The following is a 24,409-nucleotide window of genomic DNA, read 5'->3' on the forward strand; positions in this document are numbered from 1 at the left end:
CGGCGTCATCACACGAAAAGCGAAGGGCACGGACCCTTCGCCTTTTTAAGCGGTTACGCGCCGACTACGATCGGCCTTGCCAGAGGCGGGACGGCGGCGCTGACAGGCGCGATACCGGCTTCGAACTCTGGACGGAAGTATTTGATTGCGCTGCCCAACGGCTCCACGGCGCCCGGTGCGTGAGCACAGAAGGTCTTGCCTGGGCCGAGGAAGCCGACCAGACCCAGCAGGGTCTCGATGTCGCCTGGCTGGCCTTCACCGTTCTCGATGGCCATCAGGAGCTTGACGCTCCATGGCAAGCCATCGCGGCACGGGGTGCAGAAGCCACAGGATTCGCGGGCGAAGAACTGCTCCATGTTGCGCAGCAGGGACACCATGTTGACGCTGTCGTCCACCGCCATGGCCAGGCCGGTACCCATACGGGTGCCCACTTTGGCGATGCCGCCGGCGTACATTTGTGCGTCCAGGTGTTCCGGCAACAGGAAGCCGGTACCGGCACCGCCTGGCTGCCAGCACTTGAGCTTGTAACCGTCGCGCATGCCACCGGCGTAGTCTTCGAACAGCTCGCGACCGGTGACGCCGAACGGCAATTCCCACAGGCCCGGGTTCTTGACCTTGCCGGAGAAGCCCATGAGCTTGGTGCCCATGTCTTCGCTGCCTTCGCGAGCCAACGATTTGTACCAGTCCACGCCGTCGGCAATGATCGCCGGCACGTTGCACAGGGTCTCGACGTTGTTCACGCAAGTCGGCTTGCCCCACACGCCAACGGCGGCAGGGAAGGGCGGCTTGGAGCGCGGGTTGGCACGGCGGCCTTCGAGGGAGTTGATCAGTGCGGTTTCTTCACCGCAGATGTAACGCCCGGCACCGGTGTGGACGAACAGCTCGAAATCGAAACCGCTGCCCAGGATGTTCTTGCCCAAAAGGCCCGCTGCCTTGGCTTCTTCCACGGCACGGTTCAGGTGCTTGGCGGCGGTGGTGTATTCGCCACGCAGGAAGATGTAGCCACGGTAGGTTTTCAGTGCGCGGGCACTGATCAGCATGCCTTCGATCAGCAGATGGGGCAGTTGCTCCATCAGCATGCGGTCTTTCCAGGTGTTCGGCTCCATTTCATCCGCGTTGCACAGCAGGTAGCGGATGTTGATGGATTCGTCCTTGGGCATCAGGCCCCACTTCACGCCAGTGGGGAAGCCTGCACCGCCGCGACCCTTGAGGCCGGAATCTTTCACGGTCTGGACGATGTCGTCCTGGGCCATGTCGGCGAAGGCCTTGCGCGCAGCGGCGTAACCGTTCTTGGCCTGGTACTCGTCGAGCCATACGGCTTCGCCGTCGTCGCGCAGGCGCCAGGTGAGCGGGTGAGTCTCGGCCGAACGCTTGATGCGGTTGGCTGGACCGAAGGAAGTCAGGGTCATACGTAGCCCTCGAGCAATTTGGCAACGCCGGCAGGCTGCACATCACCGAACGTGTCGTCGTCGATCATCAGCGCCGGCGCCTTGTCGCAGTTGCCGAGGCAGCAGACCGGCAGCAGGGTGAAACGACCATCGGTGGTGGTCTGACCCAGGCCGATGCCGAGCTTGCTCTGGATTTCGCTGACCACGGACTCGTGGCCGCCGATGTAGCAGACCATGCTGTCGCAGACGCGAATGATGTGACGGCCGACCGGCTGACGGAAGATCTGGCTGTAGAACGTCGCCACGCCTTCAACGTCGCTGGCCGGGATGCCGAGGATCTCGCCGATGGCGTACAGGGCGCCGTCCGGCACCCAGCCACGTTCCTTCTGGACGATCTTCAGGGCTTCGATCGACGCCGCGCGCGGGTCTTCGTAGTGATGCAACTCGTGCTCGATGGCCGAGCGCTCGGTTTCACTCAAGGTGAAACGGTCTGTCTGGATAAGCGTGCTGTTCATGCTTAGCGGTCCACGTCGGCCATAACGAAATCGATACTACCCAGGTACGCGATCAAGTCCGCGACCATGCTGCCTTTGATCACCGAAGGGATCTGCTGCAGGTGCGGGAAGCTTGGGGTACGAATCCGGGTGCGGTAGCTCATGGTGCCGCCATCGCTCGTCAGGTAATAACTGTTGATGCCCTTGGTCGCTTCGATCATCTGGAAGGATTCGTTGGCCGGCATGACCGGGCCCCACGAAACTTGCAGGAAGTGCGTGATCAAGGTTTCGATGTGCTGCAGGGTGCGCTCTTTCGGCGGCGGCGTGGTCAGCGGGTGATCCGCCTTGTACGGGCCTTCCGGCATGTTGCGCAGGCACTGGTCGATGATCCTGATGCTCTGGCGCATCTCCTCGACACGCACGATGCAGCGGTCGTAGGCATCGCCATTGGCGGCCAGCGGCACTTCGAATTCGAAGTTCTCGTAGCCCGAGTACGGGCGCGCTTTACGCAGGTCGAAGTCGCAACCGGTAGAGCGCAGGCCGGCACCGGTGACACCCCATTCCAGGGCCTCTTTGGTGTTGTAGTCGGCGACGCCGATGGTCCGGCCACGCAGGATGCTGTTGTCCAGGGCGGCTTTCTGGTATTCGTCCAGACGCTTGGGCATCCACTCGACGAAGTCCTTGACCAGCTTTTCCCAGCCGCGCGGCAGGTCGTGGGCGACGCCACCGATGCGGTACCAGGCCGGGTGCAAACGGAAACCGGTAATGGCCTCGATCACCGTGTAGGCGCGCTGGCGGTCGGTGAAGGTGAAGAACACCGGGGTCATGGCGCCGACGTCCTGGATGTAGGTACCCAGGAACAGCAGGTGGCTGGTGATCCGGAAGAACTCGGCCATCATGATGCGGATGACGTCGACCTTCTCGGGCACCTTGATGCCGGCCAGCTTCTCGACCGAGAGCACGTACGGCAGGTTGTTCATCACGCCGCCGAGGTAATCGATACGGTCGGTGTACGGGATGAAGCTGTGCCACGACTGACGCTCGGCCATCTTCTCGGCACCACGGTGGTGGTAGCCGATGTCCGGTACGCAATCGACGATCTCTTCACCGTCCAGCTGCAGGATGATGCGGAACGCACCGTGCGCGGACGGGTGGTTCGGGCCGAGGTTGAGGAACATGTAGTCCTCGTTCGGGCCGGAACGCTTCATGCCCCAGTCTTCCGGCTTGAAGCGCGCGGACTCTTCTTCGAGCTGCTGCTTGGCCAGGTTCAGGGTGAACGGATCGAACTCGGTGGCGCGTGCCGGGAAGTCCTTGCGCAGCGGGTGACCTTCCCAGGTCGGCGGCATCATGATGCGCGACAGGTGCGGGTGGCCTTTGAAGTCGATGCCGTACATGTCCCAGACTTCACGCTCGTACCAGTTGGCGTTCGGCCAGATGCTGGTGACGGTCGGCAGGCTGAGGTCGCTCTCGGACAAGGCGACCTTGATCATTACGTCACTATTACGTTCGATCGACATCAAGTGGTAGAACACGGAGAAGTCGACGCCGTTCGGCAGCCCTTGACGCTTGGTGCGCAGACGCTCGTCCACGCCGTGCAGGTCATAGAGCATGACGTACGGCTTGGGCAGGTTGCGCAGGAACGTCAGGACTTCGACGAGTTTGGCGCGGGCAACCCAAAGCACCGGCATGCCGGTGCGGGTAGGCTGGGCGGTGAACGCCTCCGGGCCAAAACGGTTGTTCAGTTCGACGACCACATCCTGGTCGTCTGCCTTGTAAGGCGGGATGTACAGAGCACTGCCTGTAGTCATGGTTATTTATCGCTTTCGGTCAACGTAAAGAATGAAGCCAGCTTCTCGTTTCTTTGAAACAGCAGATCTGGATCAGACTTCGTCGGGGCTGCGCAGGTTGGTTACCTGAATACGCTGTTCGCGGCGCTTTTCCTTCTCGGAAGGCATCTCGGCGCGATACACGCCTTGATCGCCAACGACCCAGGAAAGAGGGCGACGCTCCTGGCCAATCGACTCCTGCAACAGCATCAGGCCTTGCAGGAAAGCTTCAGGGCGGGGCGGGCAGCCAGGCACGTAGACGTCCACGGGCAGGAACTTGTCCACCCCTTGAACGACGGAGTAGATGTCGTACATGCCACCGGAGTTGGCGCACGAACCCATGGAGATGACCCATTTAGGCTCGAGCATTTGCTCGTAGAGACGCTGAATGATTGGCGCCATCTTGATGAAGCAGGTACCGGCGATAACCATGAAATCCGCCTGGCGCGGCGATGCCCGGATAACCTCGGCGCCAAAGCGCGCGATGTCGTGGGGCGCCGTGAAGGCGGTGGTCATTTCCACGTAGCAGCACGAAAGACCGAAGTTATACGGCCACAGGGAATTCTTGCGCCCCCAATTGATCGTGCCGTTGAGCACGTCTTCGAGCTTGCCCATGAAAATGTTTTTGTGGACTTGATCTTCTAACGGATCGGAAACGGTTTCCCGCTGGCCAATCGGATACTGCTCGTTAGGAGCATCGGGGTCGATCCTGGTGAGATTGTATTGCATTGCCAAAGCCTCATTGTTTCAGCTTCGCTTGCCGCTTGCGCCGAGCTTCCGGAGCCCAGTCAAGGGCGCCCACTCGGAATAGGTAGACAAGGCCTGCCAACAGAATTGCTATGAAAACGAGAGCTTCGACGAATCCGGTCCAGCCGCTTTCGCGGACGGACACAGACCATGCAAAGAGAAAGAGGGCTTCGATATCGAAGATCACGAAGAGCATCGCGACCAGATAGAATTTGGCTGAGAGCCGCAAGCGGGCGCCACCTGTAGGTAGCATGCCGGACTCGAACGGTTCGTTTTTGCTGCGGCCCCAGGCTTTTGACCCGAGGAGGCTGGAGACGCCCAGCATGAAGGCGCAGAGGCCGACGACGCCTAGAAGGAAAATGGCAAAGCCCCAGTTGTGGGCCATGAGTCCTGTCGCTTCGGGCATGCTGGTAATCCTTAACAGAGAGCAAAGGTCTCTGAGCTTGAAAAGAAACAAAAGCAGTGACGATATGTCGCAGCAATCAATCCCGCTGATTTTATGGCTAAACACCCGGCAAGTAAAATTCCTATAGCGAAATTATTTATAGGAATAAGGACATAGGGAACCCCAAAAGCCCTGTGGCCCTTGGCCCGTGGGCATTAGCCGGCATTTCGTCAATTATGTTTTGTAAGGAATGTAACGAACATAGTTGCCTTTAAATGATAATCAATATTATTTGGCTCGGTTTTCAAACTGCTTGTCCTGCAGATACTCGGGAAGTTGTCTTATATGGGCGTTACTTGTAGGAGCGAGCTCGCTCGCGATGGTCGTGAACGATAACGCGGGGAACCAGATTCCCCAGCGGCGTCCTTGAGTTTTTCGCGAGCAGGCTCGCTCCTACAGGGAGAGTGTGGTGTTGGTGAAATCGCAGGCAAAAAAAACGCCCCGAACCAGGCGGTCGGGGCGTCAGATGTGCAGCGCTGCGGTTAGCTTTCTATCCGGTCCGCAGCGGCTGTTTACTCAAGAAACAGATCAGTGGAACTGTTCTTCTTCAGTCGAACCGGTCAGTGCGGTTACCGAAGACGAGCCACCCTGGATCACGGTGGTCATGTCGTCGAAGTAGCCGGTGCCCACTTCCTGCTGGTGAGCCACGAAGGTGTAGCCCTTGGCGGCGTCAGCGAATTCCTGCTCTTGCAGCTTCACGTAGGCAGTCATGTCGTTGCGGGCGTAGTCGTGCGCCAGGTTGAACATGCTGTGCCACATGTTGTGAATGCCGGCCAGGGTGATGAACTGGTGCTTGTAGCCCATGGCGGACAGTTCGCGCTGGAACTTGGCGATGGTCGCGTCGTCCAGGTTTTTCTTCCAGTTGAAGGAAGGCGAGCAGTTGTACGACAGCAGTTGGTCCGGGTATTCCTTCTTGATCGCTTCAGCGAAGCGACGAGCCTCGTCCAGGTCCGGCTTGGCGGTTTCGCACCAGATCAGGTCGGCGTACGGAGCGTAGGCCAGGCCGCGAGCGATGGCCTGGTCCAGACCGGCGCGCACTTTGTAGAAGCCTTCCTGGGTACGTTCGCCAGTCACGAATGGCTGGTCGTACGGGTCGCAGTCGGACGTCAGCAGGTCAGCGGCGTTGGCGTCGGTACGGGCCAGGATGATGGTCGGAGTACCGGCGACGTCAGCTGCCAGACGGGCAGCGGTCAGCTTCTGTACGGCTTCCTGGGTAGGAACCAGTACCTTGCCGCCCATGTGGCCGCATTTCTTCACGGAAGCCAGCTGGTCTTCGAAGTGAACGCCGGCGGCGCCTGCTTCGATCATGCTCTTCATCAGCTCGTAGGCGTTCAGTACGCCGCCGAAACCGGCTTCGGCGTCAGCCACGATCGGTGCGAAGTAGTCGATGTAGCCAGCGTCGCCCGGGTTCTTGCCGGCTTTCCACTGGATCTGGTCGGCACGACGGAACGAGTTGTTGATGCGCTTGACCACGGTTGGAACCGAGTCCACCGGGTACAGCGACTGGTCCGGGTACATCGATTCGGCGGAGTTGTTGTCCGCAGCAACCTGCCAGCCCGACAGGTAGATCGCCTGGATACCGGCTTTGACTTGTTGTACAGCCTGGCCGCCGGTCAGGGCGCCCATGCAGTTGACGAAATCTTTCTCAGGACGGAAGGCTGGCTTGGCACCCTGGGTGACCAGGTTCCACAGCTTCTCGGCGCCCATTTTTGCAAAGGTGTGCTCAGGTTGAACCGAGCCACGCAGGCGGACGACGTCAGCAGCGGAGTAAGTGCGTGTCACGCCTTTCCAGCGCGGGTTTTCAGCCCAGTCTTTTTCGAGGGCTGCAATTTGCTGTTCGCGTGTCAGTGCCATGGGAGATAAACCTCGTCGCGTCTTTATGAAAAGTTGTTCTGCGGTGGAAAATTCCTGCGCTCGCTGACCAGAAGCTTAAGCGGTCAAGTCGGATTCGGCGGGGAGGGCGACGGGATGAACGATGGGCTCGAGGGGAAGTGAGCAGGTAAAGGCGAACTGCGGGCGCATTCGGGCGTCGTGGGCCTTGGTACGAACATCAGTGTGGTGCCGGGTTACCTATTACGCTTCCGTCCCTCGGGACAACTTCGTTCCAGTCGACAACCTCGTCAAACACACCTTGTGGGCGGTACAGACACGAAGCGGTTCGCGGGGTAGGTGCGAACATCGCCTCGAAGGCCCTTGCCAGGGCCCCTGATTAGCGGGAGCGAGGCCATCATGCCTTCGCTTTTTTGGCTCGTCAAACGTTTTGTAGTGCTTTTTTTCAAGCACTACATCTTTGGTCTAATACGACTCGCCAGTCAGTTTTTGGTGGTTTAGTCCAAGGTGTCGACTTTCACCCGCAAAGTCATGTCGTTGCGGCTCTGGGTTGAGTAGCTGCGGGTCTGGCCCTGTTTGTCGGCCTGGGTCTGGCCATTGACCCCGGCCAGCAGGATCCACTCACCGAGGTGGCCGGTGACGGTTGTGTCGGTACTTTGCACGTTCACTACATCCTGACGTTCCTGGCTCATGCGGTCACGGTTGGTGCTGATCGAGAGGTGAACGATGTCGCCGGTGACGTTTGCGGTGACGTAAAACCCCTGGGTGACGTTGCGGTATTCGGTCTGGCTGCGCAGGTCGCCGTAGGAGTCGGTCTGCGAGCTGGTCAGCGGCACGCTCTGGCCGACCTGGATCAGCGCCGGTGCGCCTTCGCTGGCCTGCACTTGCTGAATGCCGCCGTCGCGGCTGTCGGTGCTGTAGTTGATGATGCGGGTCTTGGCGCCGTTGGCTGAAGAACCCTGGTCACCCTGGAAGTTGTTGTCACTGGTGTCGACCGTGATCAGCAGGCGCTTGGGTGCCGTGTCGAGTTGGGAAAGAAGGGCCTTAAGTTCGTCGATCTTGCGCTGATCGGCGTTGACGATGAGTTGATTGCCGTAGGCGCTGACCTGTCCGTCCTTGCCGACGAAATCCTGCGCCACCGGCAGCAGGTCGGCGCTGGTGCGGTAGTTCAGGGGCACGATTTCTGTGGCTGCCATCACCGAAAAACTGCAGCCCAGCAGCAGGGTGGTGAGCAGGGTGCGTAGGGACATATCCGTTATCTCCGCCAAATAAACAAAGCCCGTAGGAGCTGCCGAAGGCTGCGATCTTTTGATCTTGCCCTTGGATTTTTATTGATATTGCCAGTTTGTCGGCCTGTAGTGGCGCAAGTTGAATCCTGGACAGCAAAACGCCCCGGCATCGCGTGATGTCAGGGCGTTTTGTGGTGTTCTTGAGGCTGCTATCGCGAGCAAGCTCGCTCCCACAGGGATCGATGGTGTTGCCAGAATCTTCAGCAACTCACAAATCTATTGTGGGAGCGAGCTTGCTCGCGATGTAGGCGACTCGGTATCAGGCCGAATGCCGCACCATGTCCACATGCGGAATCCCGGCTTCCAGGAACTCCTCACTGACCATGTGAAAGCCCAGGCGCTCATAGAACGCCGTGGCTTGTACCTGGGCGCTGAGCATCTGCTGCTTGAGTCCGCGCTCTTCGGCTTCGCCGATGACCGCTTGCATCAGCGCATCGCCGACTTTCAGGCCGCGCCAGTCCTTGAGCACCGAGACCCGACCGACGTGGCCGTCAGGCAGCAGGCGCGCGGTGCCGATCGGAAAGTCGCCTTCGTAAGCGAGGAAATGCACGGCATCAATGTCATCGGCGTCCCATTCCAGTTCTGGCGGAACGGATTGCTCGGCGACGAACACCGCTTCACGAATGCGCCGGATCTCGGCGTTGTCCTTTTGCCAGTCTGCGACACGTACGTGAATCTTATTCATCGGCAAACCCCAGGCTTCCTTGCTTGACCAGTTCGCACAGCAGGCCGCGGCCGTCTTCATCGCTCAACCACTCGCCGAGGTTGTCGGCGTGCAGCGCATCGGCGGCGCAGATCATCTTCAGCAGTTCGCGCAGTTTGCCCGGCAGGTAACGGCTCTGGCCGCTGGCGAACAGCAGCAGGTCGTCATCGACTTCGGACCACGCCAGGCGCGCGCTCGGGTTGCGAATCAGGATCGCGCCTTGCTCCAGGGCGGACATGAAGTCCTCTTCTTCGACGTCTTCCGGACCCACCACCAGTTCCGGGTAGCGAGGCTCGGTCATGAACTGGCCGAACCAGGTCAGCAGCAGGCGCTCGTCGCTCATGTGCTCGGCCAGCAGGCCTTTGAGGCGGTCGAGTGCATCGCGCTGGATCTGGTGAGGATCGGCAGCCGGCAAGGCGTCGGCGTCGGTGTAGCGTTCTTCGTCCGACAGGAACTGGCTGAGGAAGTCGGTGAAGTGGGTCAGCACTTCAGCGGCGCTCGGCGCGCGAAAGCCCACCGAGTAGGTCATGCAGTCATCCACGGCGACGCCACAGTGGGCCAGGCGCGGCGGCAGGTAGAGCATGTCGCCCGGCTCCAGCACCCATTCATCGGTGGCTTCGAATTCGGAGAGGATGCGCAGGTCGGCGTGGGCCAGCATCGGGCTCTCGGCGTTGCACATCTGGCCGATCTTCCAGTTGCGCTTGCCGTGGCCTTGCAGCAGGAACACGTCGTAGTTGTCGAAGTGCGGACCCACGCTGCCGCCCGGCGCGGCGTAGCTGATCATCACGTCGTCGATGCGCCAGCTCGGCAGGAAGCGGAAGTTTTCCAGCAGTTCGCTGACTTCCGGGACGAACTGGTCCACGGCCTGAACCAGCAGGGTCCAGTCACGCTCAGGCAGCTTGCTGAATTCATCTTCGGCGAACGGGCCGCGACGCAGTTCCCATGGACGCTCGCCATTCTCGATGATCAGGCGCGATTCGACTTCTTCTTCCAGCGCCAGGCCGGCCAGTTCGTCGGCGTCGATCGGGCTTTCGAAATCAGGAATCGCCTGGCGGATCAACAGCGGCTTTTTCTGCCAGTAATCGCGCAGGAATTCCCGTGCCGTGATGCCGCCCAGAAGTTGAAGAGGAATATCAGGATTCATGTGTAACCTATTGAAAAAATGCACTTTTCAGACGGGAATAAAAACGCCCGGCGCGGCCGGGCGTCTTCAAAGGGTCTAGCGATCGATCAGATGCGTTTGGCTTGTTCTACAGCGTTGCCGATGTAGTTCGCCGGGGTGAGCTGTTTCAGCTCGGCCTTGGCCGCGGCTGGCATGTCCAGGCCGTCGATGAAAGTCTGCAGCGCTTCAGGGCTGATGCCCTTGCCGCGGGTCAGTTCTTTCAGTTTTTCGTACGGGTTTTCGATGTTGTAGCGACGCATCACGGTCTGGATCGGCTCGGCCAATACTTCCCAGCAGGCGTCCAGGTCGGCGGCAATCTTCTGCTCGTTGAGCTCAAGCTTGCTGATGCCCTTGAGGCTGGCTTCGTACGCGATCACGCTGTGGGCGAAGCCGACACCGAGGTTACGCAGTACGGTGGAGTCGGTCAGGTCGCGCTGCCAGCGGGAGATCGGCAGCTTGCTCGCCAGGTGCTGGAACAGTGCGTTGGCGATGCCCAGGTTGCCTTCGGAGTTTTCGAAGTCGATCGGGTTGACCTTGTGCGGCATGGTCGACGAGCCGATTTCGCCAGCGATGGTGCGCTGTTTGAAGTAACCCAGGGAGATGTAGCCCCAGATGTCGCGGTCGAAGTCGATCAGGATGGTGTTGAAACGGGCGATCGCGTCGAACAGCTCGGCAATGTAGTCGTGCGGTTCGATCTGCGTGGTGTACGGGTTGAAGCCCAGGCCCAGTTCGTCTTCGATGAAGGCGCGGGCATTGGCTTCCCAGTCGATCTCAGGGTAGGCCGACAGGTGGGCGTTGTAGTTGCCGACAGCGCCGTTGATCTTGCCCAGCAGCGGAACGGCAGCGACTTGAGCGATCTGGCGCTCAAGGCGGTAAACCACGTTCGCCAGTTCTTTGCCCAGGGTGGTCGGCGAGGCCGGTTGACCGTGGGTGCGCGACAGCATCGGCACGTCGGCGAAACGGATGGCCAGTTCGCGGATGGCGTTGGCGGTCTGGCGCATCAGCGGCAGCATCACGTCATCACGGCCTTCGCGCAGCATCAGGGCGTGGGACAGGTTGTTGATGTCCTCGCTGGTGCAGGCAAAGTGGATGAACTCGCTGACCTTGGCCAGTTCCGGCAGCTTGGCCGCTTGCTCTTTGAGCAGGTATTCGATGGCCTTGACGTCGTGGTTGGTGGTGCGCTCGATCTCTTTGACGCGCTCGGCGTGCTCCAGAGAGAAGTTTTCCGCCAGGGTGTTGAGCACAGCGTTGGCTTCGGCGGAGAACGCCGGCACTTCGCTGATGGCAGGGTGAGCGGCCAGGCGCTGGAGCCAGCGCACTTCAACCAGAACGCGGGCACGGATCAGGCCGTACTCGCTGAAAATTGGGCGCAGGGCCTGGGTTTTGCCGGCGTAGCGGCCGTCAACAGGGGAAACCGCAGTGAGCGAAGAGAGCTGCATGGGGTGTTCTCGGACAGTCGGGCAACGAAATGGGGCGCGTATCATACATGAAAAAATCCGCCGGTCCGTCGCCAACTGACCGGCGTATTACGCGTATTGCAGAGTTCGGTGCTGTCGATGCGGGTTATTCGTTACGCATCAAGGGGTAAAGCTCTTTGAGCAATTTTCGGCGGCTGATCACCAGCTGCCAGCGATGACCGCCCAATTGCCGCCACAGGCGTGCGGAACGGATGCCGGCCAGCAGCAGGGCACGAATTTTCGAGGCGTTGCTCGGTTGTTGCAGGTTGCGCATGTCGCCGTGCACCTGGATGCGTTGGCGCAGGGTGCTCAACGTGTCCTGGTACAGCGCGCCGCAGGCGGCGATCACGTTTTCGTGCGCCGGGCCGAAGTGTTCGACCTGGGACTGGATCTGCGGCAAACGCTTGCCGATCACCTCGAGCATGTCGCCACGTTTTGCCAGTTGGCGCTCAAGACCGAGCATGGCCAGGGCATAGCGCAGCGGCTCGCGCTGCAGGGCGCTCGGGTCGCGCTCGAGGGCGCCGATCAGGGCGCGATAGCCTTCACGCAGGTTGATGTCATCGCCGCCATAGACTTCCAGGGTGTCCTTGGGGTCACGGATCAGCAGGCTGCCGAGCATGCAGCTCAGGCCGGCCTCGTTGGTCTGGCCGCTCTTGGCAATCCTGTCCACCAGCACCGCGGCGAGAAACACGCCGCCCAGTGCTGTCAGTTGCTCCTGAATCGGGTTCATAGGGCCTGGCCCTTGCTCGTCCACGGCTCGGCGACTTCAATCACACCGCCGCCGAGGCAGATTTCACCGTCATAGAACACCACGGACTGGCCTGGGGTCACTGCGCGTTGCGGGTCATCGAACGTCGCGCGATAACCGGTGGCGGTTTTTTCCAGGGTGCAGGGCTGGTCGCTCTGACGATAGCGAACCTTGGCGGTCAGCTTGCGTGGCTGGCTCAGGTCGATCGGGTTGACCCAGTAGATATCGGAAGCGAGCAGGGCGCGGGAGAACAGCCACGGGTGGTCATTGCCCTGGCCAACGATCAGCTCGTTGTGCTCCAGGTCCTTGATCAGCACGTACCACGGCTCGTCGCTGGCGTCTTTCAGGCCGCCGATGCCCAGACCCTGGCGCTGGCCGATGGTGTGATACATCAGGCCGTGATGACGGCCGATGATTTCACCTTCGGTGGTCTTGATCTCGCCCGGTTGTGCCGGCAGGTACTGTTTGAGGAAATCGCTGAAACGGCGCTCGCCGATGAAGCAGATCCCGGTGGAGTCCTTCTTCTTCGCGGTCGCCAGCTCGTATTTCTCGGCAATCGCGCGCACTTGCGGTTTTTCCAGCTCGCCGACCGGAAACAGGGTCTTGGCAATCTGTTCGCCGCCGACGGCGTGCAGGAAGTAGCTCTGGTCCTTGTTCGGGTCCAGGCCCTTGAGCAGTTCGGTACGGCCATCGATGTCGCGGCGACGCACGTAGTGGCCGGTGGCGATCAGGTCGGCGCCAAGCATCATGGCGTAGTCGAGGAACGCCTTGAACTTGATTTCGCGGTTGCACAGGATGTCCGGGTTCGGCGTGCGTCCGGCCTTGTATTCGGCCAGGAAATGCTCGAACACGTTGTCCCAGTACTCGGCGGCGAAGTTGGCGGTATGCAACTTGATGCCGATCTTGTCGCACACGGCCTGGGCGTCCGCCAGGTCATCCATGGCGGTGCAGTATTCCGTTCCATCGTCTTCTTCCCAGTTCTTCATGAACAGGCCTTCCACCTCATAACCCTGCTCGATCAGCAGGAGGGCGGAAACGGAAGAGTCCACGCCGCCGGACATGCCGACAATGACGCGCTTCTTTTGTGTGTCAGAAGGGGCTGGATCACGCATAGGGATTCAATGAGTGTCTTGAAAAAGGACGCGATTCTAACAGGCTGGAGCCTGCATGGCTAAAGAGAAGGACGGATCAATTCAAGGCCGAAGTGTTGGCCTGCCAGATAGTCGTCGATGCAGCGCATGATCAGCTCGCTGCGCCAGTTGTCGCGTTGTTCCATTAATTCGTCGCGGGTCAACCACTTGGCGCCGACGATGCCGTCGTCCAGTTGGTAATCGGGGTGGTGTTTCAGCGGTTTTGCGATGAAGCAGACCCGCTGGTAGGTCACGCCGTTGCTCGGGGCGGTGTAGAGGTAAATGCCCAGTACGCCGGTCGGTTCGACGTCCCAGCCGGTTTCCTCGAGGGTTTCGCGCACGGCGGCTTCGGTCAGGGTTTCGTTCGGATCCAGGTGGCCGGCGGGCTGGTTGAGCACCACGCGACCGTGCTTGAGCTCTTCGACCATCAGGAAGCGGCCATTGTCTTCGACGATGGTGGCGACGGTGATGTGGGGTTTCCAGTCCATGAAGCGTCCTCAGATCAAGTTTGGAATGCGATCAATGTGTGCGAGCCTGCTGGCGAAAGCGGTGGGTCAGCCAGCATTGATGTTGAATGATAAACCGCATTCGCGAGCAGGCTCGCTCCCACAGGGTCCGATTTCGACAGATAAAGTTGTGTAAACGCCACAAACACAAACCCCGGCACATGGCCGGGGTTTGTGGTGCTTCCTTACAACCTTAAACCAGCGCTGCAACCGCTGCGTTGAAGGTTGCGCTTGGGCGCATGGCCTTGCTGATCAGCTCGGCGTCGGCGTGGTAGTAACCGCCGATGTCCACTGGCTTGCCCTGAACGGCGTTGAGTTCGGCAACGATGGTCGCCTCGTTCTCGGTCAGGGTTTTGGCCAGGGTCGCGAACTGCGCTTGCAGTGCAGTGTCTTCGGTCTGGGCGGCCAGGGCTTGAGCCCAGTACAGCGCCAGGTAGAAGTGGCTGCCGCGGTTGTCGATGTTGCCGACTTTGCGCGATGGCGACTTGTTGTTGTCCAGGAACTGGCCGGTGGCCTGGTCCAGGGTCTTGGCCAGTACCAGCGCCTTTGGATTGTTGTAGGTCACGCCCAGGTGTTCCAGGGACGCGGCCAGGGCCAGGAATTCACCCAGCGAATCCCAGCGCAGGAAGTTCTCTTCCAGCAGTTGCTGAACGTGCTTCGGCGCCGAACCGCCGGCGCCGGTTTCGAACAGGCCACCGCCGTTCATCAGCGGCACGATCGACAGCATCTTGGCGCTGGTGCCCAGTTCCATGATCGGGAACAGGTCGGTCAGGTAGTCGCGCAGTACGTTGCCGGTCACCGAGATGGTGTCCTTGCCTTCGCGGGTGCGCTGCAGGGTGTACTTCATGGCGTCGACCGGCGACATGATCTGGATGTCCAGGCCGGTAGTGTCGTGATCCTTCAGGTAAGCCTGAACTTTCTCGATCACCACGCCGTCGTGGGCGCGCATTGGGTCCAGCCAGAAAATCGCCGGGGTGCTGCTGGCGCGAGCACGGTTGACCGCCAGTTTGACCCAGTCCTGGATCGGTGCATCTTTGGTCTGGCACATGCGGAAGATGTCGCCGGCTTCAACCGACTGCTCCAGCAGCAGGTTGCCCTTGCTGTCGGTGACGCGAACAACGCCGTCAGCCTTGATCTGGAAGGTCTTGTCGTGGGAGCCGTACTCTTCGGCTTTCTTCGCCATCAGGCCAACGTTCGGCACGCTGCCCATGGTGGTCGGGTCGAATGCGCCGTTGGCTTTGCAATCTTCGATCACGGCCTGGTAGATGGTCGCGTAGCAACGATCCGGGATCACGGCCTTGGTGTCGTGCAGCTGGCCGTCGGTGCCCCACATCTTGCCGGAGTCACGGATCATCGCCGGCATCGAAGCATCGACGATCACGTCGCTCGGCACGTGCAGGTTGGTGATGCCTTTGTCGGAGTTGACCATCGCCAGGGAAGGGCGAGCGGCGTAGACCGCCTGGATGTCAGCTTCGATGGCCGCTTGCTGTTCAGCAGGCAGGGCCTTGATGCGAGCGTACAGGTCGCCGATGCCGTTGTTCAGGTTGAAGCCGATCTGTGCCAGCACGTCAGCGTGCCTGGCCAGTGCGTCTTTATAGAACTCGGCAACGATCTGGCCGAACATGATCGGGTCGGAGACCTTCATCATGGTCGCTTTCAGGTGAACCGACAGCAGCACGCCTTGTGCCTTGGCGTCTTCGATTTCGGCGGCGATGAAGCTGCGCAGGGCGTTTTTGCTCATGACCGCGCAATCGAGGATCTCACCGGCTTGTACGCTGGTCTTTTCTTTCAGGACGGTGGCGGTGCCGTCTTGAGCGATCAGTTCGATTTTCACGGCGTCAGCGGCGTCGATCAGGGCGGCTTTTTCGCTGCCGTAGAAATCGCCGGTGCTCATGTGCGCAACGTGGGATTTGGAGTCCTTGGCCCAGGCGCCCATTTTGTGCGGGTGCTTGCGCGCGTAGTTCTTGACCGACAGCGGCGCGCGACGGTCGGAGTTGCCTTCACGCAGAACCGGGTTCACGGCGCTGCCCTTGACCTTGTCGTAGCGCGCCTTGGCTTCTTTGTCGGCGTCGCAGATCACGGTTTCCGGGTAGTCCGGCAGGTTGTAGCCCTGGGCTTGCAGCTCTTTGATCGCGGCCTGCAGTTGTGGAACCGAAGCACTGATGTTCGGCAGCTTGATGATGTTGGCTTCAGGCGTAACGGCCAGGGCGCCCAGTTCGGCGAGGTGGTCGGCTACGGCTTTGTCACCCAGTTGCTCGGGGAAGCTGGCCAGGATGCGCCCTGCAAGAGAGATATCGCGGGTTTCAACGGCGATATCAGCCGAGGCGGTGAACGCCTCTACGATAGGCAACAGTGAATAGGTGGCGAGGGCAGGAGCTTCGTCGGTGAAGGTATAGATGATCTTCGAGCGGGTGGGCATATTCGGATTAACTCTCTCTTCTTTGCTAAAGCGTGCGCAGAAACTCGAGGGCGCCGGGTAAGCGCGTTCGTTCAAAGTCATCCATGAGCCGAATATCGAGGTTTCGTTGCTGTGATGTTGGGTGCATCAGTGGGGCGTCAAGCAGTCGGGCTGCGGTAACAGACCGACCAATCGGGCGTAAACACTCGTCGTAGAGCTGTTCAGTCCGTCGTGACCCTTTAGTCAGCGGCGGCATTATACATAGGTAGCTGGCAATCTGCCGATGGTTCATACGCAACGAATGTCGTCCATTGGTCTAAAGGTCGCAGGGACGAACAGGGCGTAAGGTCATTCGTCGTGCTTGAGTTTGGCGTTTTTCCCTTTGCTTTCAGGCTTGTAGGCCGCTGGTTGTGCGGCTTTGCGGCATATGGACAGAACATAGGGTTTGCGCGCCGATTCAACTGGGTTACGCTCGAACCAAGCCAGATGTTCAATCCAATCAATGGAGTTCAGCATGGGTTACAAGAAGATTCAGGTTCCAGCCGTCGGCGACAAAATCACCGTCAATGCAGACCATTCTCTCAATGTTCCTAATAACCCGATCATCCCCTTCATCGAAGGCGACGGCATTGGTGTCGACATCAGCCCGGTCATGATCAAGGTTGTCGATGCTGCTGTTAAGAAGGCTTACGGTGGCGAACGCAAGATTTCCTGGATGGAAGTGTACGCCGGGGAAAAAGCGACTCAGGTCTACGATCAGGACACCTGGCTGCCTCAGGAGACCCTGGACGCGGTCAAGGATTACGTGGTTTCCATCAAGGGCCCGCTGACCACCCCGGTCGGTGGCGGCATCCGTTCGCTGAACGTGGCCCTGCGCCAGCAACTCGACCTGTACGTCTGCCTGCGTCCGGTGCGCTGGTTCGAAGGCGTGCCTAGCCCGGTCAAGAAGCCAGGCGATGTCGACATGACCATCTTCCGCGAGAACTCCGAAGACATCTACGCCGGTATCGAGTGGAAGGCCGGTACGCCGGAAGCCACCAAGGTCATCAAGTTCCTTAAAGAAGAAATGGGCGTCACCAAGATCCGTTTCGACGAGAACTGCGGTATCGGTGTCAAGCCGGTTTCGCTGCAAGGTACCAAGCGTCTGGCGCGCAAGGCCCTGCAATATGTGGTCGACAACGATCGCGACTCGCTGACCATCGTGCACAAAGGCAACATCATGAAGTTCACCGAAGGTGCCTTCAAGGAATGGGCCTACGAAGTGGCGGCTGAAGAATTCGGCGCGACCCTGCTCGACGGCGGTCCGTGGATGCAGTTCAAGAACCCGAAAACCGGCAAAAACGTCATCGTCAAGGATGCCATCGCCGACGCCATGCTCCAGCAGATCCTGCTGCGCCCGGCCGAGTACGATGTGATCGCGACCCTGAACCTGAACGGTGACTACCTCTCCGACGCCCTGGCGGCGGAAGTGGGCGGTATCGGTATCGCGCCGGGTGCCAACCTGTCCGACACCGTGGCCATGTTCGAAGCCACCCACGGTACGGCGCCGAAGTACGCCGGCAAGGACCAGGTCAACCCGGGTTCGCTGATCCTCTCCGCTGAAATGATGCTGCGCCACATGGGTTGGACCGAAGCGGCCGACCTGATCATCAAGGGCACCAATGGCGCGATTTCCGCCAAGACCGTGACCTATGATTTCGAGCGTCTGATGGAGGGCGCGAAACTGGTGTCGTCTTCCGGTTTCGGTGATGCACTGATCTCGCACATGTAAAAACGCAGGCACACAAAAAACCGCCTGATTCAAGAAGTTGAGTCAGGCGGTTTTTTTATGGCTGGCTGATGCGGCGGTGTTAAACCGAAACGGTCTGCTCAGGTAACGGTGTCGCGGTTTTCGAGGCGTCCACCGGGTTGCCGATGTTGACCGCGTGAAGGCCTTTGGGGCCCTGGATGATGTCGAATACGACGGCTTGCCCGGCTTTCAGGGTTTTATAACCTTCCATTTTAATGGCCGAGTAGTGGGCAAACAGATCTTCTGTCTTGCCTTCCTCGTTGATGAATCCATAACCCTTGGCATTGTTGAACCACTTCACCTTGCCGACTGCCATACCCAACTCCCTCTGCAACAGACTCCATCACTGGAGTATCATCCAGTACATCCGCAGTCGAACCTGTAAATAAGTTTGACTCCGCGGACCTTTTTTACCCACTGTGGGCTCTATTGGTTGTAACACCCTTTTGCCGATAGTCAAGCTGACCGGCAGTCGGAGTTGAAATCGCTGATAGCCGCCCCCACCACTGTATTTGAACAACTGACGAACCTTTCTTTCCATGCATGCAATCAGCCAGATTCGACTAACATTCAATCAGGATCGCCCTGATTTACACGACGACGATTCCGCAGGCATTGCTGTTCAGGAGGCAAAGCCTGCTCTACAGGCGCCGCCGATGTACAAGGTGGTTTTGTTCAACGATGACTACACACCGATGGATTTCGTCGTCGAAGTGCTCGAGGTGTTTTTTAACCTGAATCGCGAGCTGGCGACCAAGGTCATGCTGGCCGTCCATACAGAAGGACGGGCAGTATGTGGAGTGTTTACCCGCGACATCGCGGAGACCAAGGCCATGCAGGTCAACCAGTACGCCAGGGAAAGCCAGCATCCGCTACTCTGTGAAATCGAGAAGGACGGTTAATCGCCGACCACTTGGGTATGAGGTGAAGCTATGTTAAACCGCGAGCTCGAAGTCACCCTCAATCTTGCCTTCAAGGAGGCCCGTTCGAAGCGTCATGAGTTCATGACCGTCGAACACCTCCTGCTGGCCCTATTGGACAATGAGGCTGCCGCCACCGTTCTGCGTGCGTGCGGCGCAAACCTCGACAAACTCAAGCATGACCTGCAGGAGTTCATCGACTCCACCACGCCATTGATCCCCGTGCATGACGAGGATCGCGAAACCCAGCCAACCCTGGGCTTCCAGCGTGTACTGCAACGTGCTGTGTTTCACGTACAGAGCTCGGGCAAACGCGAAGTGACTGGCGCCAACGTGCTGGTCGCGATCTTCAGTGAGCAAGAGAGTCAGGCGGTGTTCCTGCTGAAACAGCAGAGCGTTGCCCGCATAGATGTCGTCAACTACATCGCCCACGGCATTTCCAAGGTGCCGGGGCATGGCGATCACTCTGAAGGTGAGCAAGATATGCAGGACGACGAGGGCGGTGAGTCTTCTTCCTCGGGCAATCCCCTGGATGCTTATGCCAGCAACCTCAACGAACTCGCGCGCCAGGGTCGTATCGATCCGTTGGTGGGGCGTGAGCTGGAAGTCGAGCGTGTCGCACAGATCCTGGCGCGCCGGCGCAAGAACAACCCGCTGCTGGTGGGCGAGGCGGGCGTGGGTAAAACCGCGATCGCTGAAGGCCTGGCCAAGCGCATTGTCGACAACCAGGTGCCGGACCTGCTGGCGAACAGCGTGGTTTACTCCCTCGACCTGGGTGCCTTGTTGGCCGGTACCAAGTACCGTGGTGATTTCGAGAAGCGCTTCAAGGCGTTGCTCAATGAGCTGAAAAAACGGCCGCAGGCGATCCTGTTCATCGACGAAATCCACACCATCATTGGTGCGGGTGCTGCGTCCGGTGGCGTCATGGATGCCTCGAACCTGCTCAAGCCGCTGCTGTCCTCGGGTGATATCCGTTGCATCGGATCGACCACCTTCCAGGAATTCCGCGGCATCTTCGAGAAGGACCGTGCCTTGGCCCGGCGTTTCCAGAAGGTCGATGTGTCGGAGCCTTCGGTGGAAGACACCATTGGCATTCTGCGCGGCCTGAAGGGGCGTTTCGAAAGCCATCACAATATCGAATACAGCGATGAAGCCCTGCGCGCGGCTGCCGAACTGGCTTCGCGTTACATCAATGATCGTCACATGCCGGACAAGGCGATCGATGTGATCGACGAAGCGGGTGCCTACCAGCGCCTGCAACCGGTCGAGATGCGTGTTAAACGCATTGAAGTGCCTCAGGTCGAAGACATCGTCGCGAAAATCGCGCGGATTCCACCAAAGCACGTCACCAGCTCCGACAAGGAACTGCTGCGTAACCTCGAGCGTGACCTGAAGTTGACCGTATTTGGTCAGGATGCCGCGATCGACTCGCTGGCAACCGCGATCAAGTTGTCCCGTGCCGGCCTCAAGTCCCCTGACAAGCCTGTCGGTTCGTTCCTGTTCGCAGGGCCTACCGGTGTCGGTAAAACCGAAGCGGCGCGTCAGTTGGCCAAGGCACTGGGTGTCGAGCTGATTCGCTTCGACATGTCCGAGTACATGGAGCGCCACACCGTATCGCGTCTGATCGGTGCGCCTCCGGGCTATGTCGGGTTCGACCAGGGCGGTCTGCTGACCGAAGCCATCACCAAGCAACCACACTGCGTGCTGTTGCTCGATGAAATCGAGAAAGCGCATCCGGAAGTCTTCAACCTGCTGCTGCAGGTCATGGACCACGGTACCTTGACCGATAACAACGGGCGCAAGGCGGATTTCCGTAACGTGATCGTCATCATGACGACCAACGCCGGTGCCGAGACAGCGGCTCGTGCTTCGATCGGTTTTACCTTCCAGGACCACTCGTCCGATGCGATGGAAGTGATCAAGAAGAGCTTCACGCCGGAATTCCGCAACCGTCTGGACACCATCATCCAGTTTGGTCGCCTCAGCCATGAGGTCATCAAGAGCGTGGTGGACAAGTTCCTTACCGAGCTTCAGGCGCAGCTGGAAGACAAGCGGGTGTTGCTGGAAGTCACCGATGCGGCCCGCAGCTGGCTGGCCGAGGGTGGCTACGATGCGGCGATGGGTGCTCGCCCAATGGCTCGCCTGATCCAGGACAAGATCAAGCGTCCACTGGCGGAGGAGATTCTCTTTGGCGAACTGGCCGAACATGGCGGTGTGGTGCACATTGACATCAAGGATGGCGAGCTGACCTTCGAGTTCGAGACCACGGCCGAGATGGCCTGACGTTAAATCGCAATAAAACAAAAAGGCGCCGAAAGGCGCCTTTTTGTTATCTGAACACGAATCCCCCTGTAGGAGCTGCCGAAGGCTGCGATCTTTTGATTTTGTTTTTTAAGATCAAAAGATCGCAGCCTTCGGCAGCTCCTACAGAGGATCGGCGTCAGGAATTCGAGAGTGGGTCAAATCCCGCACAAACAAAAACGCCCGGCATAAGCCGGGCGTTTTGTATTGACTTGATCGGCGAGCGGGCCCTATCACTGTAGGAGCGAGCTTGCTCGCGATGGTCGTCAACGATGATGCGGGGACTCTGACTTGACGCGGTGCTCTCAGGTTTTTCGCGAGCAAGCTCGCTCCTACCTTAGCGGGCGCGGTAGGTGATGCGCCCTTTGCTCAAGTCGTAGGGAGTCAGCTCTACGCGCACTTTGTCGCCGGTAAGAATACGGATGTAGTTCTTGCGCATCTTGCCGGAGATGTGCGCGGTTACGACGTGCCCATTTTCCAACTCCACACGAAACATGGTGTTGGGCAGGGTGTCGACGACAGTGCCTTCCATTTCGAAGCTGTCTTCTTTCGACATGCAGTAAAGCCCTCGGTGTCCAATGAATGGCCCGGTGCAACTGCGCCAGGCAAAAGCGGCGTGCATTGTGCCCGAAAAGTGGGGTTTAAGCCAAGGGGTTTAGGGCCGGCTCTAGTTTAGAACCACCCAGCGCTGATTAATCAGCAACTCAATAGGGCGATATTGAGTCTTGTAATTCATTTTTTTGCAGTTTTTGATCCAGTAGCCGAGGTAGACCGCCTCTAGCCCCAGTCGCCTGGCCTCGGCGATTTGCCACAGGATTGCATAGCGCCCAAGGCTGCGACGCTCTTCGGCTGGCTCGTAGAAGGTGTAGACAGCCGAAAGACCGTTCGGCAGTAAATCGGTGACGGCGACGGCCAGCAGCTGGCCGTTCAGGCGGAACTCATAAAACCGTGAAAACGGCAGGTCTCGCACCAGGAAGGTCGAAAACTGGTCGCGACTGGGCGGGTACATGTCGCCATCGGCGTGACGCTGTTCGATGTAGCGCTGGTAAAGCTCGAAGTACTCTTCGTTGAAGCGGGGCTTGGCCGGGCGCACCTGCAAGTCCGCGTTGCGCTTGAAGATGCGTTTCTGTTGCCGGTTGGGCGTGAACTGCCCCACGGGAATGCGCGCCGGAACGCAGGCATTGCAATTCTGGCAATGCGGCCGGTAGAGATGATCGCCACTGCGACGAAACCCCATCTCCGACAGGTCTGCATAGACATGCACATCCATGGGCTGGCTAGGGTCGAGGAACAGGGTTGTGGCCTGCTCATCGGGCAGATAACTGCAAGAGTGCGGCTGAGTGGCATAGAACTTCAAACGCGCCAACTCGGTCATGATCAACCCTCGGGATAATGCTTTTGAATAAGTGTAAGCCACGCGCGCAAAAGTCGCTCAGCAAACCCAGGTGGCATGGTTGGGTTGGTCCAGATGCCGGGCCAGATAAGCGGCAAATTCGCGACGCGGAATCGCCCGGGCTCCCAAACTATGCAGGTGATCGGTGGGCATCTGGCAATCGATCAGTACAAAACCCGAGTCTTTCAGATGCCGGACCAGGGTGGCAAAGCCGAATTTAGAGGCGTTGTCAGCGCGGCTGAACATGGACTCGCCAAAAAACAACCGGCCCATCGCCAGGCCATACAGGCCGCCGACCAGTTCGTCCCCGTCCCACACTTCCACCGAGTGCGCGTGACCCCGCCTGTGCAGCTCGATGTAGGCCTCTTGCATCGCTTCGGTGATCCAGGTGCCGTCGGCATAATCCCGGGGCGCCGCACAGGCGCGAATGACGGCGGCGAAGTCCTGGTCGAAGGTCACTTGGTAGCGTTGCTGGCGCAGCAGTTTGTTCAGGCTGCGCGAGACGTGCAATTCGTCGGGAAACAGAACCGTGCGCGGGTCCGGCGACCACCAGAGAATCGGCTGGCCTTCGGAAAACCATGGGAAGCAGCCGTGGCGGTAAGCCGAGATCAGCCGATCGGCGGACAGGTCGCCACCGGCAGCCAGCAGCCCGTTGGGGTCGCGCATGGCCTTTTCCAGCGGTGGGAAATGCAAGGTGTTGCGTTGTAACCAAGTCAGCATGGCATCCGGGCTTGCAGAAGGGGAGGGCAGTGGTGGGCGTTGGCCCGCCATAAAGTTTGCCTTCAAACGGCAGGAATGTCGTCGAGGTATTTTTCGGCGTCCAGCGCCGCCATGCAACCGGCCCCGGCAGACGTAACGGCCTGGCGATAAACATGGTCGGCCACGTCGCCGGCGGCAAACACGCCTGCAATCGCCGTGGCGGTAGCATCGCCTTCGCTGCCGCCCTTGACCAGCAGATACCCGTCGCGCATTTCCAGTTGCCCGATGAACAGGTCGGTGTTGGGTTTGTGGCCGATGGCGATAAACACCCCGGCCAGCGCCAGCTCTTTGGTTTCACCCGTTTGGCTGTCCCGCAGGCGGGCACCGGTCACGCCACTGGCATCGCCGAGCACTTCGTCCAGATTCTGGTTCCAATGCAGGCGGATATTGCCGTTGGCGGCTTTTTCGAAGAGTTTGTCCTGGAGGATTTTCTCCGAGCGCAGTTTGTCGCGTCGATGGATCAGGTGCACTTCCCTGGCGATGTTCGACAGGTACAAGGCTTCCTCGACCGCCGTGTTGCCGCCGCCGACCACCGCGACCACCTGGTTGCGATAGAAGAACCCGTCACAGGTCGCGCACGCCGACACCCCTTTGCCGGCAAATGCTTCCTCCGACGGCAGGCCCAGGTATTGCGCGGAGGCGCCGGTGGCAATAATCAGGGCGTCGCAGGTGTAGGTGCCGCCATCACCGATCAGTTCGAATGGCCGTTGTTGCAACTTGGCGGTATGGATGTGGTCGTAAACGATCTCGGTGGCAAAGCGCTCGGCGTGTTTTTGCATGCGCTCCATCAGCACGGGGCCGGTCAGGCCTTCGACGTCGCCTGGCCAGTTATCGACTTCGACGGTGGTGGTGAGCTGGCCACCTGCCTGTATGCCGGTAATGACAACGGGCTTGAGGTTGGCGCGGGCGGCATAAACGGCTGCGCTGTAACCGGCAGGACCGGAGCCCAGGACAATCAGGCGGGAATGCTTCGCTTCGCTCATAAAAACACCTCATAAGCCTTTGTCACAAAAGACAATGCATGCTCAAATTGAATAGCATGTCATGTGCTGTTGACTATGCTACACCCAAGGGTCTCAAGCATGGCGTCGTGCGTACAAACCCGTACAATGCCCTGCGTGTTA

23 protein-coding genes are annotated in these 24,409 nt (G+C 59.4%); 3 read left to right on the forward strand and 20 right to left on the reverse strand.

The features are described from left to right. Positions 1-53 precede the first annotated feature (53 nt). The 15 genes from nuoF to AC3WJW_RS20585 all read right to left on the reverse strand — a co-directional run bounded on the left by nuoF (position 54) and on the right by AC3WJW_RS20585 (position 16,639). Positions 54-1,409 carry an NADH-quinone oxidoreductase subunit NuoF gene (nuoF, locus tag AC3WJW_RS20515; protein ID WP_095966502.1) on the reverse strand — a complete coding sequence of 452 codons (1,356 nt, stop codon included), beginning with the start codon at positions 1,407-1,409 and terminating at the stop codon, positions 54-56. Next, complete coding sequence (nuoE, locus tag AC3WJW_RS20520) at positions 1,406-1,903, reverse strand: NADH-quinone oxidoreductase subunit NuoE (protein ID WP_008053447.1); 498 nt, start codon at positions 1,901-1,903, stop codon at positions 1,406-1,408. The genes nuoF and nuoE overlap by 4 nt, the downstream gene beginning before the upstream one ends. Before the next feature lie 2 nt (positions 1,904-1,905). Next, positions 1,906-3,690 (reverse strand): NADH-quinone oxidoreductase subunit C/D, encoded by a 1,785-nt coding sequence (nuoC, locus tag AC3WJW_RS20525; RefSeq protein ID WP_008020717.1) that lies wholly within the window; start codon positions 3,688-3,690, stop codon positions 1,906-1,908. A gap of 72 nt (positions 3,691-3,762) precedes the next feature. Next, a complete protein-coding gene (locus AC3WJW_RS20530) occupies positions 3,763-4,437 on the reverse strand; it encodes a NuoB/complex I 20 kDa subunit family protein (protein ID WP_007970441.1) in 675 nt (224 codons plus the stop codon). Between the two features lie 10 nt (positions 4,438-4,447). After that, entirely contained in the window at positions 4,448-4,861 is a 414-nt protein-coding gene (locus tag AC3WJW_RS20535; RefSeq protein WP_003223812.1) for an NADH-quinone oxidoreductase subunit A, read from the reverse strand. 567 nt (positions 4,862-5,428) lie between these two features. Next, positions 5,429-6,754: an isocitrate lyase gene (aceA, locus tag AC3WJW_RS20540; RefSeq protein ID WP_007970439.1), complete on the reverse strand. Its 1,326-nt coding sequence runs from the start codon at positions 6,752-6,754 to the stop codon at positions 5,429-5,431. A gap of 473 nt (positions 6,755-7,227) precedes the next feature. After that, positions 7,228-7,980 carry a secretin N-terminal domain-containing protein gene (locus tag AC3WJW_RS20545; RefSeq protein ID WP_493727164.1) on the reverse strand — a complete coding sequence of 251 codons (753 nt, stop codon included), beginning with the start codon at positions 7,978-7,980 and terminating at the stop codon, positions 7,228-7,230. Between the two features lie 298 nt (positions 7,981-8,278). After that, positions 8,279-8,704, reverse strand: coding sequence for a GNAT family N-acetyltransferase (locus AC3WJW_RS20550; protein ID WP_095966499.1), 426 nt, complete (start codon positions 8,702-8,704; stop codon positions 8,279-8,281). Further along, a complete protein-coding gene (locus tag AC3WJW_RS20555) occupies positions 8,697-9,866 on the reverse strand; it encodes a ribosomal protein uL16 3-hydroxylase (RefSeq protein WP_493727165.1) in 1,170 nt (389 codons plus the stop codon). Before AC3WJW_RS20555 ends, AC3WJW_RS20550 begins: the two co-directional genes overlap by 8 nt. Before the next feature lie 86 nt (positions 9,867-9,952). Further along, positions 9,953-11,323 carry an adenylosuccinate lyase gene (purB, locus tag AC3WJW_RS20560; RefSeq protein ID WP_493727166.1) on the reverse strand — a complete coding sequence of 457 codons (1,371 nt, stop codon included), beginning with the start codon at positions 11,321-11,323 and terminating at the stop codon, positions 9,953-9,955. 124 nt (positions 11,324-11,447) lie between these two features. Beyond that, positions 11,448-12,071: a high frequency lysogenization protein HflD gene (hflD, locus tag AC3WJW_RS20565; protein WP_007972088.1), complete on the reverse strand. Its 624-nt coding sequence runs from the start codon at positions 12,069-12,071 to the stop codon at positions 11,448-11,450. Next, positions 12,068-13,201: a tRNA 2-thiouridine(34) synthase MnmA gene (gene mnmA, locus AC3WJW_RS20570; protein ID WP_007972086.1), complete on the reverse strand. Its 1,134-nt coding sequence runs from the start codon at positions 13,199-13,201 to the stop codon at positions 12,068-12,070. Before mnmA ends, hflD begins: the two co-directional genes overlap by 4 nt. 59 nt (positions 13,202-13,260) lie before the next feature. Continuing rightward, on the reverse strand, positions 13,261-13,707 hold the full coding sequence (locus AC3WJW_RS20575; RefSeq protein WP_493727167.1) for an NUDIX hydrolase: 447 nt from the start codon (positions 13,705-13,707) through the stop codon (positions 13,261-13,263). A gap of 211 nt (positions 13,708-13,918) precedes the next feature. Continuing rightward, positions 13,919-16,144 carry an NADP-dependent isocitrate dehydrogenase gene (locus AC3WJW_RS20580; protein WP_493727168.1) on the reverse strand — a complete coding sequence of 742 codons (2,226 nt, stop codon included), beginning with the start codon at positions 16,142-16,144 and terminating at the stop codon, positions 13,919-13,921. Between the two features lie 327 nt (positions 16,145-16,471). Then, entirely contained in the window at positions 16,472-16,639 is a 168-nt protein-coding gene (locus tag AC3WJW_RS20585; RefSeq protein WP_162831814.1) for a hypothetical protein, read from the reverse strand. Between AC3WJW_RS20585 and icd the strand changes: the two genes are divergently transcribed. After that, complete coding sequence (icd, locus tag AC3WJW_RS20590; protein WP_007972065.1) at positions 16,638-17,894, forward strand: NADP-dependent isocitrate dehydrogenase; 1,257 nt, start codon at positions 16,638-16,640, stop codon at positions 17,892-17,894. The two genes, AC3WJW_RS20585 and icd, sit on opposite strands and share 2 nt — an antisense overlap. A 79-nt stretch (positions 17,895-17,973) precedes the next feature. On the opposite strand, the gene cspD is transcribed toward icd, so the two are convergent. Further along, a complete protein-coding gene (gene cspD, locus AC3WJW_RS20595) occupies positions 17,974-18,228 on the reverse strand; it encodes a cold shock domain-containing protein CspD (RefSeq protein ID WP_493727169.1) in 255 nt (84 codons plus the stop codon). A gap of 223 nt (positions 18,229-18,451) precedes the next feature. Here cspD and clpS point away from each other — a divergent pair, with 223 nt between their 5' ends. Beyond that, positions 18,452-18,814 (forward strand): ATP-dependent Clp protease adapter ClpS, encoded by a 363-nt coding sequence (gene clpS, locus AC3WJW_RS20600; RefSeq protein WP_015094394.1) that lies wholly within the window; start codon positions 18,452-18,454, stop codon positions 18,812-18,814. A gap of 30 nt (positions 18,815-18,844) precedes the next feature. Further along, positions 18,845-21,115 (forward strand): ATP-dependent Clp protease ATP-binding subunit ClpA, encoded by a 2,271-nt coding sequence (clpA, locus tag AC3WJW_RS20605; protein WP_007972069.1) that lies wholly within the window; start codon positions 18,845-18,847, stop codon positions 21,113-21,115. Between the two features lie 355 nt (positions 21,116-21,470). On the opposite strand, the gene infA is transcribed toward clpA, so the two are convergent. The 4 genes from infA to trxB all read right to left on the reverse strand — a co-directional run bounded on the left by infA (position 21,471) and on the right by trxB (position 24,268). Next, the gene (infA, locus tag AC3WJW_RS20610) at positions 21,471-21,689 is read right to left on the reverse strand and encodes a translation initiation factor IF-1 (protein WP_002553999.1); all 219 of its coding nucleotides are present in this window, start codon (positions 21,687-21,689) and stop codon (positions 21,471-21,473) included. A 111-nt stretch (positions 21,690-21,800) separates the two neighbouring features. After that, a complete protein-coding gene (locus AC3WJW_RS20615; protein ID WP_015094395.1) occupies positions 21,801-22,508 on the reverse strand; it encodes an arginyltransferase in 708 nt (235 codons plus the stop codon). Positions 22,509-22,565: 57 nt separating this feature from the next. Beyond that, a complete protein-coding gene (gene aat, locus AC3WJW_RS20620) occupies positions 22,566-23,246 on the reverse strand; it encodes a leucyl/phenylalanyl-tRNA--protein transferase (protein ID WP_493727170.1) in 681 nt (226 codons plus the stop codon). Positions 23,247-23,308: 62 nt separating this feature from the next. Further along, positions 23,309-24,268, reverse strand: coding sequence for a thioredoxin-disulfide reductase (trxB, locus tag AC3WJW_RS20625; RefSeq protein ID WP_493727171.1), 960 nt, complete (start codon positions 24,266-24,268; stop codon positions 23,309-23,311). Positions 24,269-24,409 lie beyond the last annotated feature (141 nt).

The sequence above is a fragment of the Pseudomonas sp. GW821-FHT07G06 genome (genome assembly GCF_058986625.1).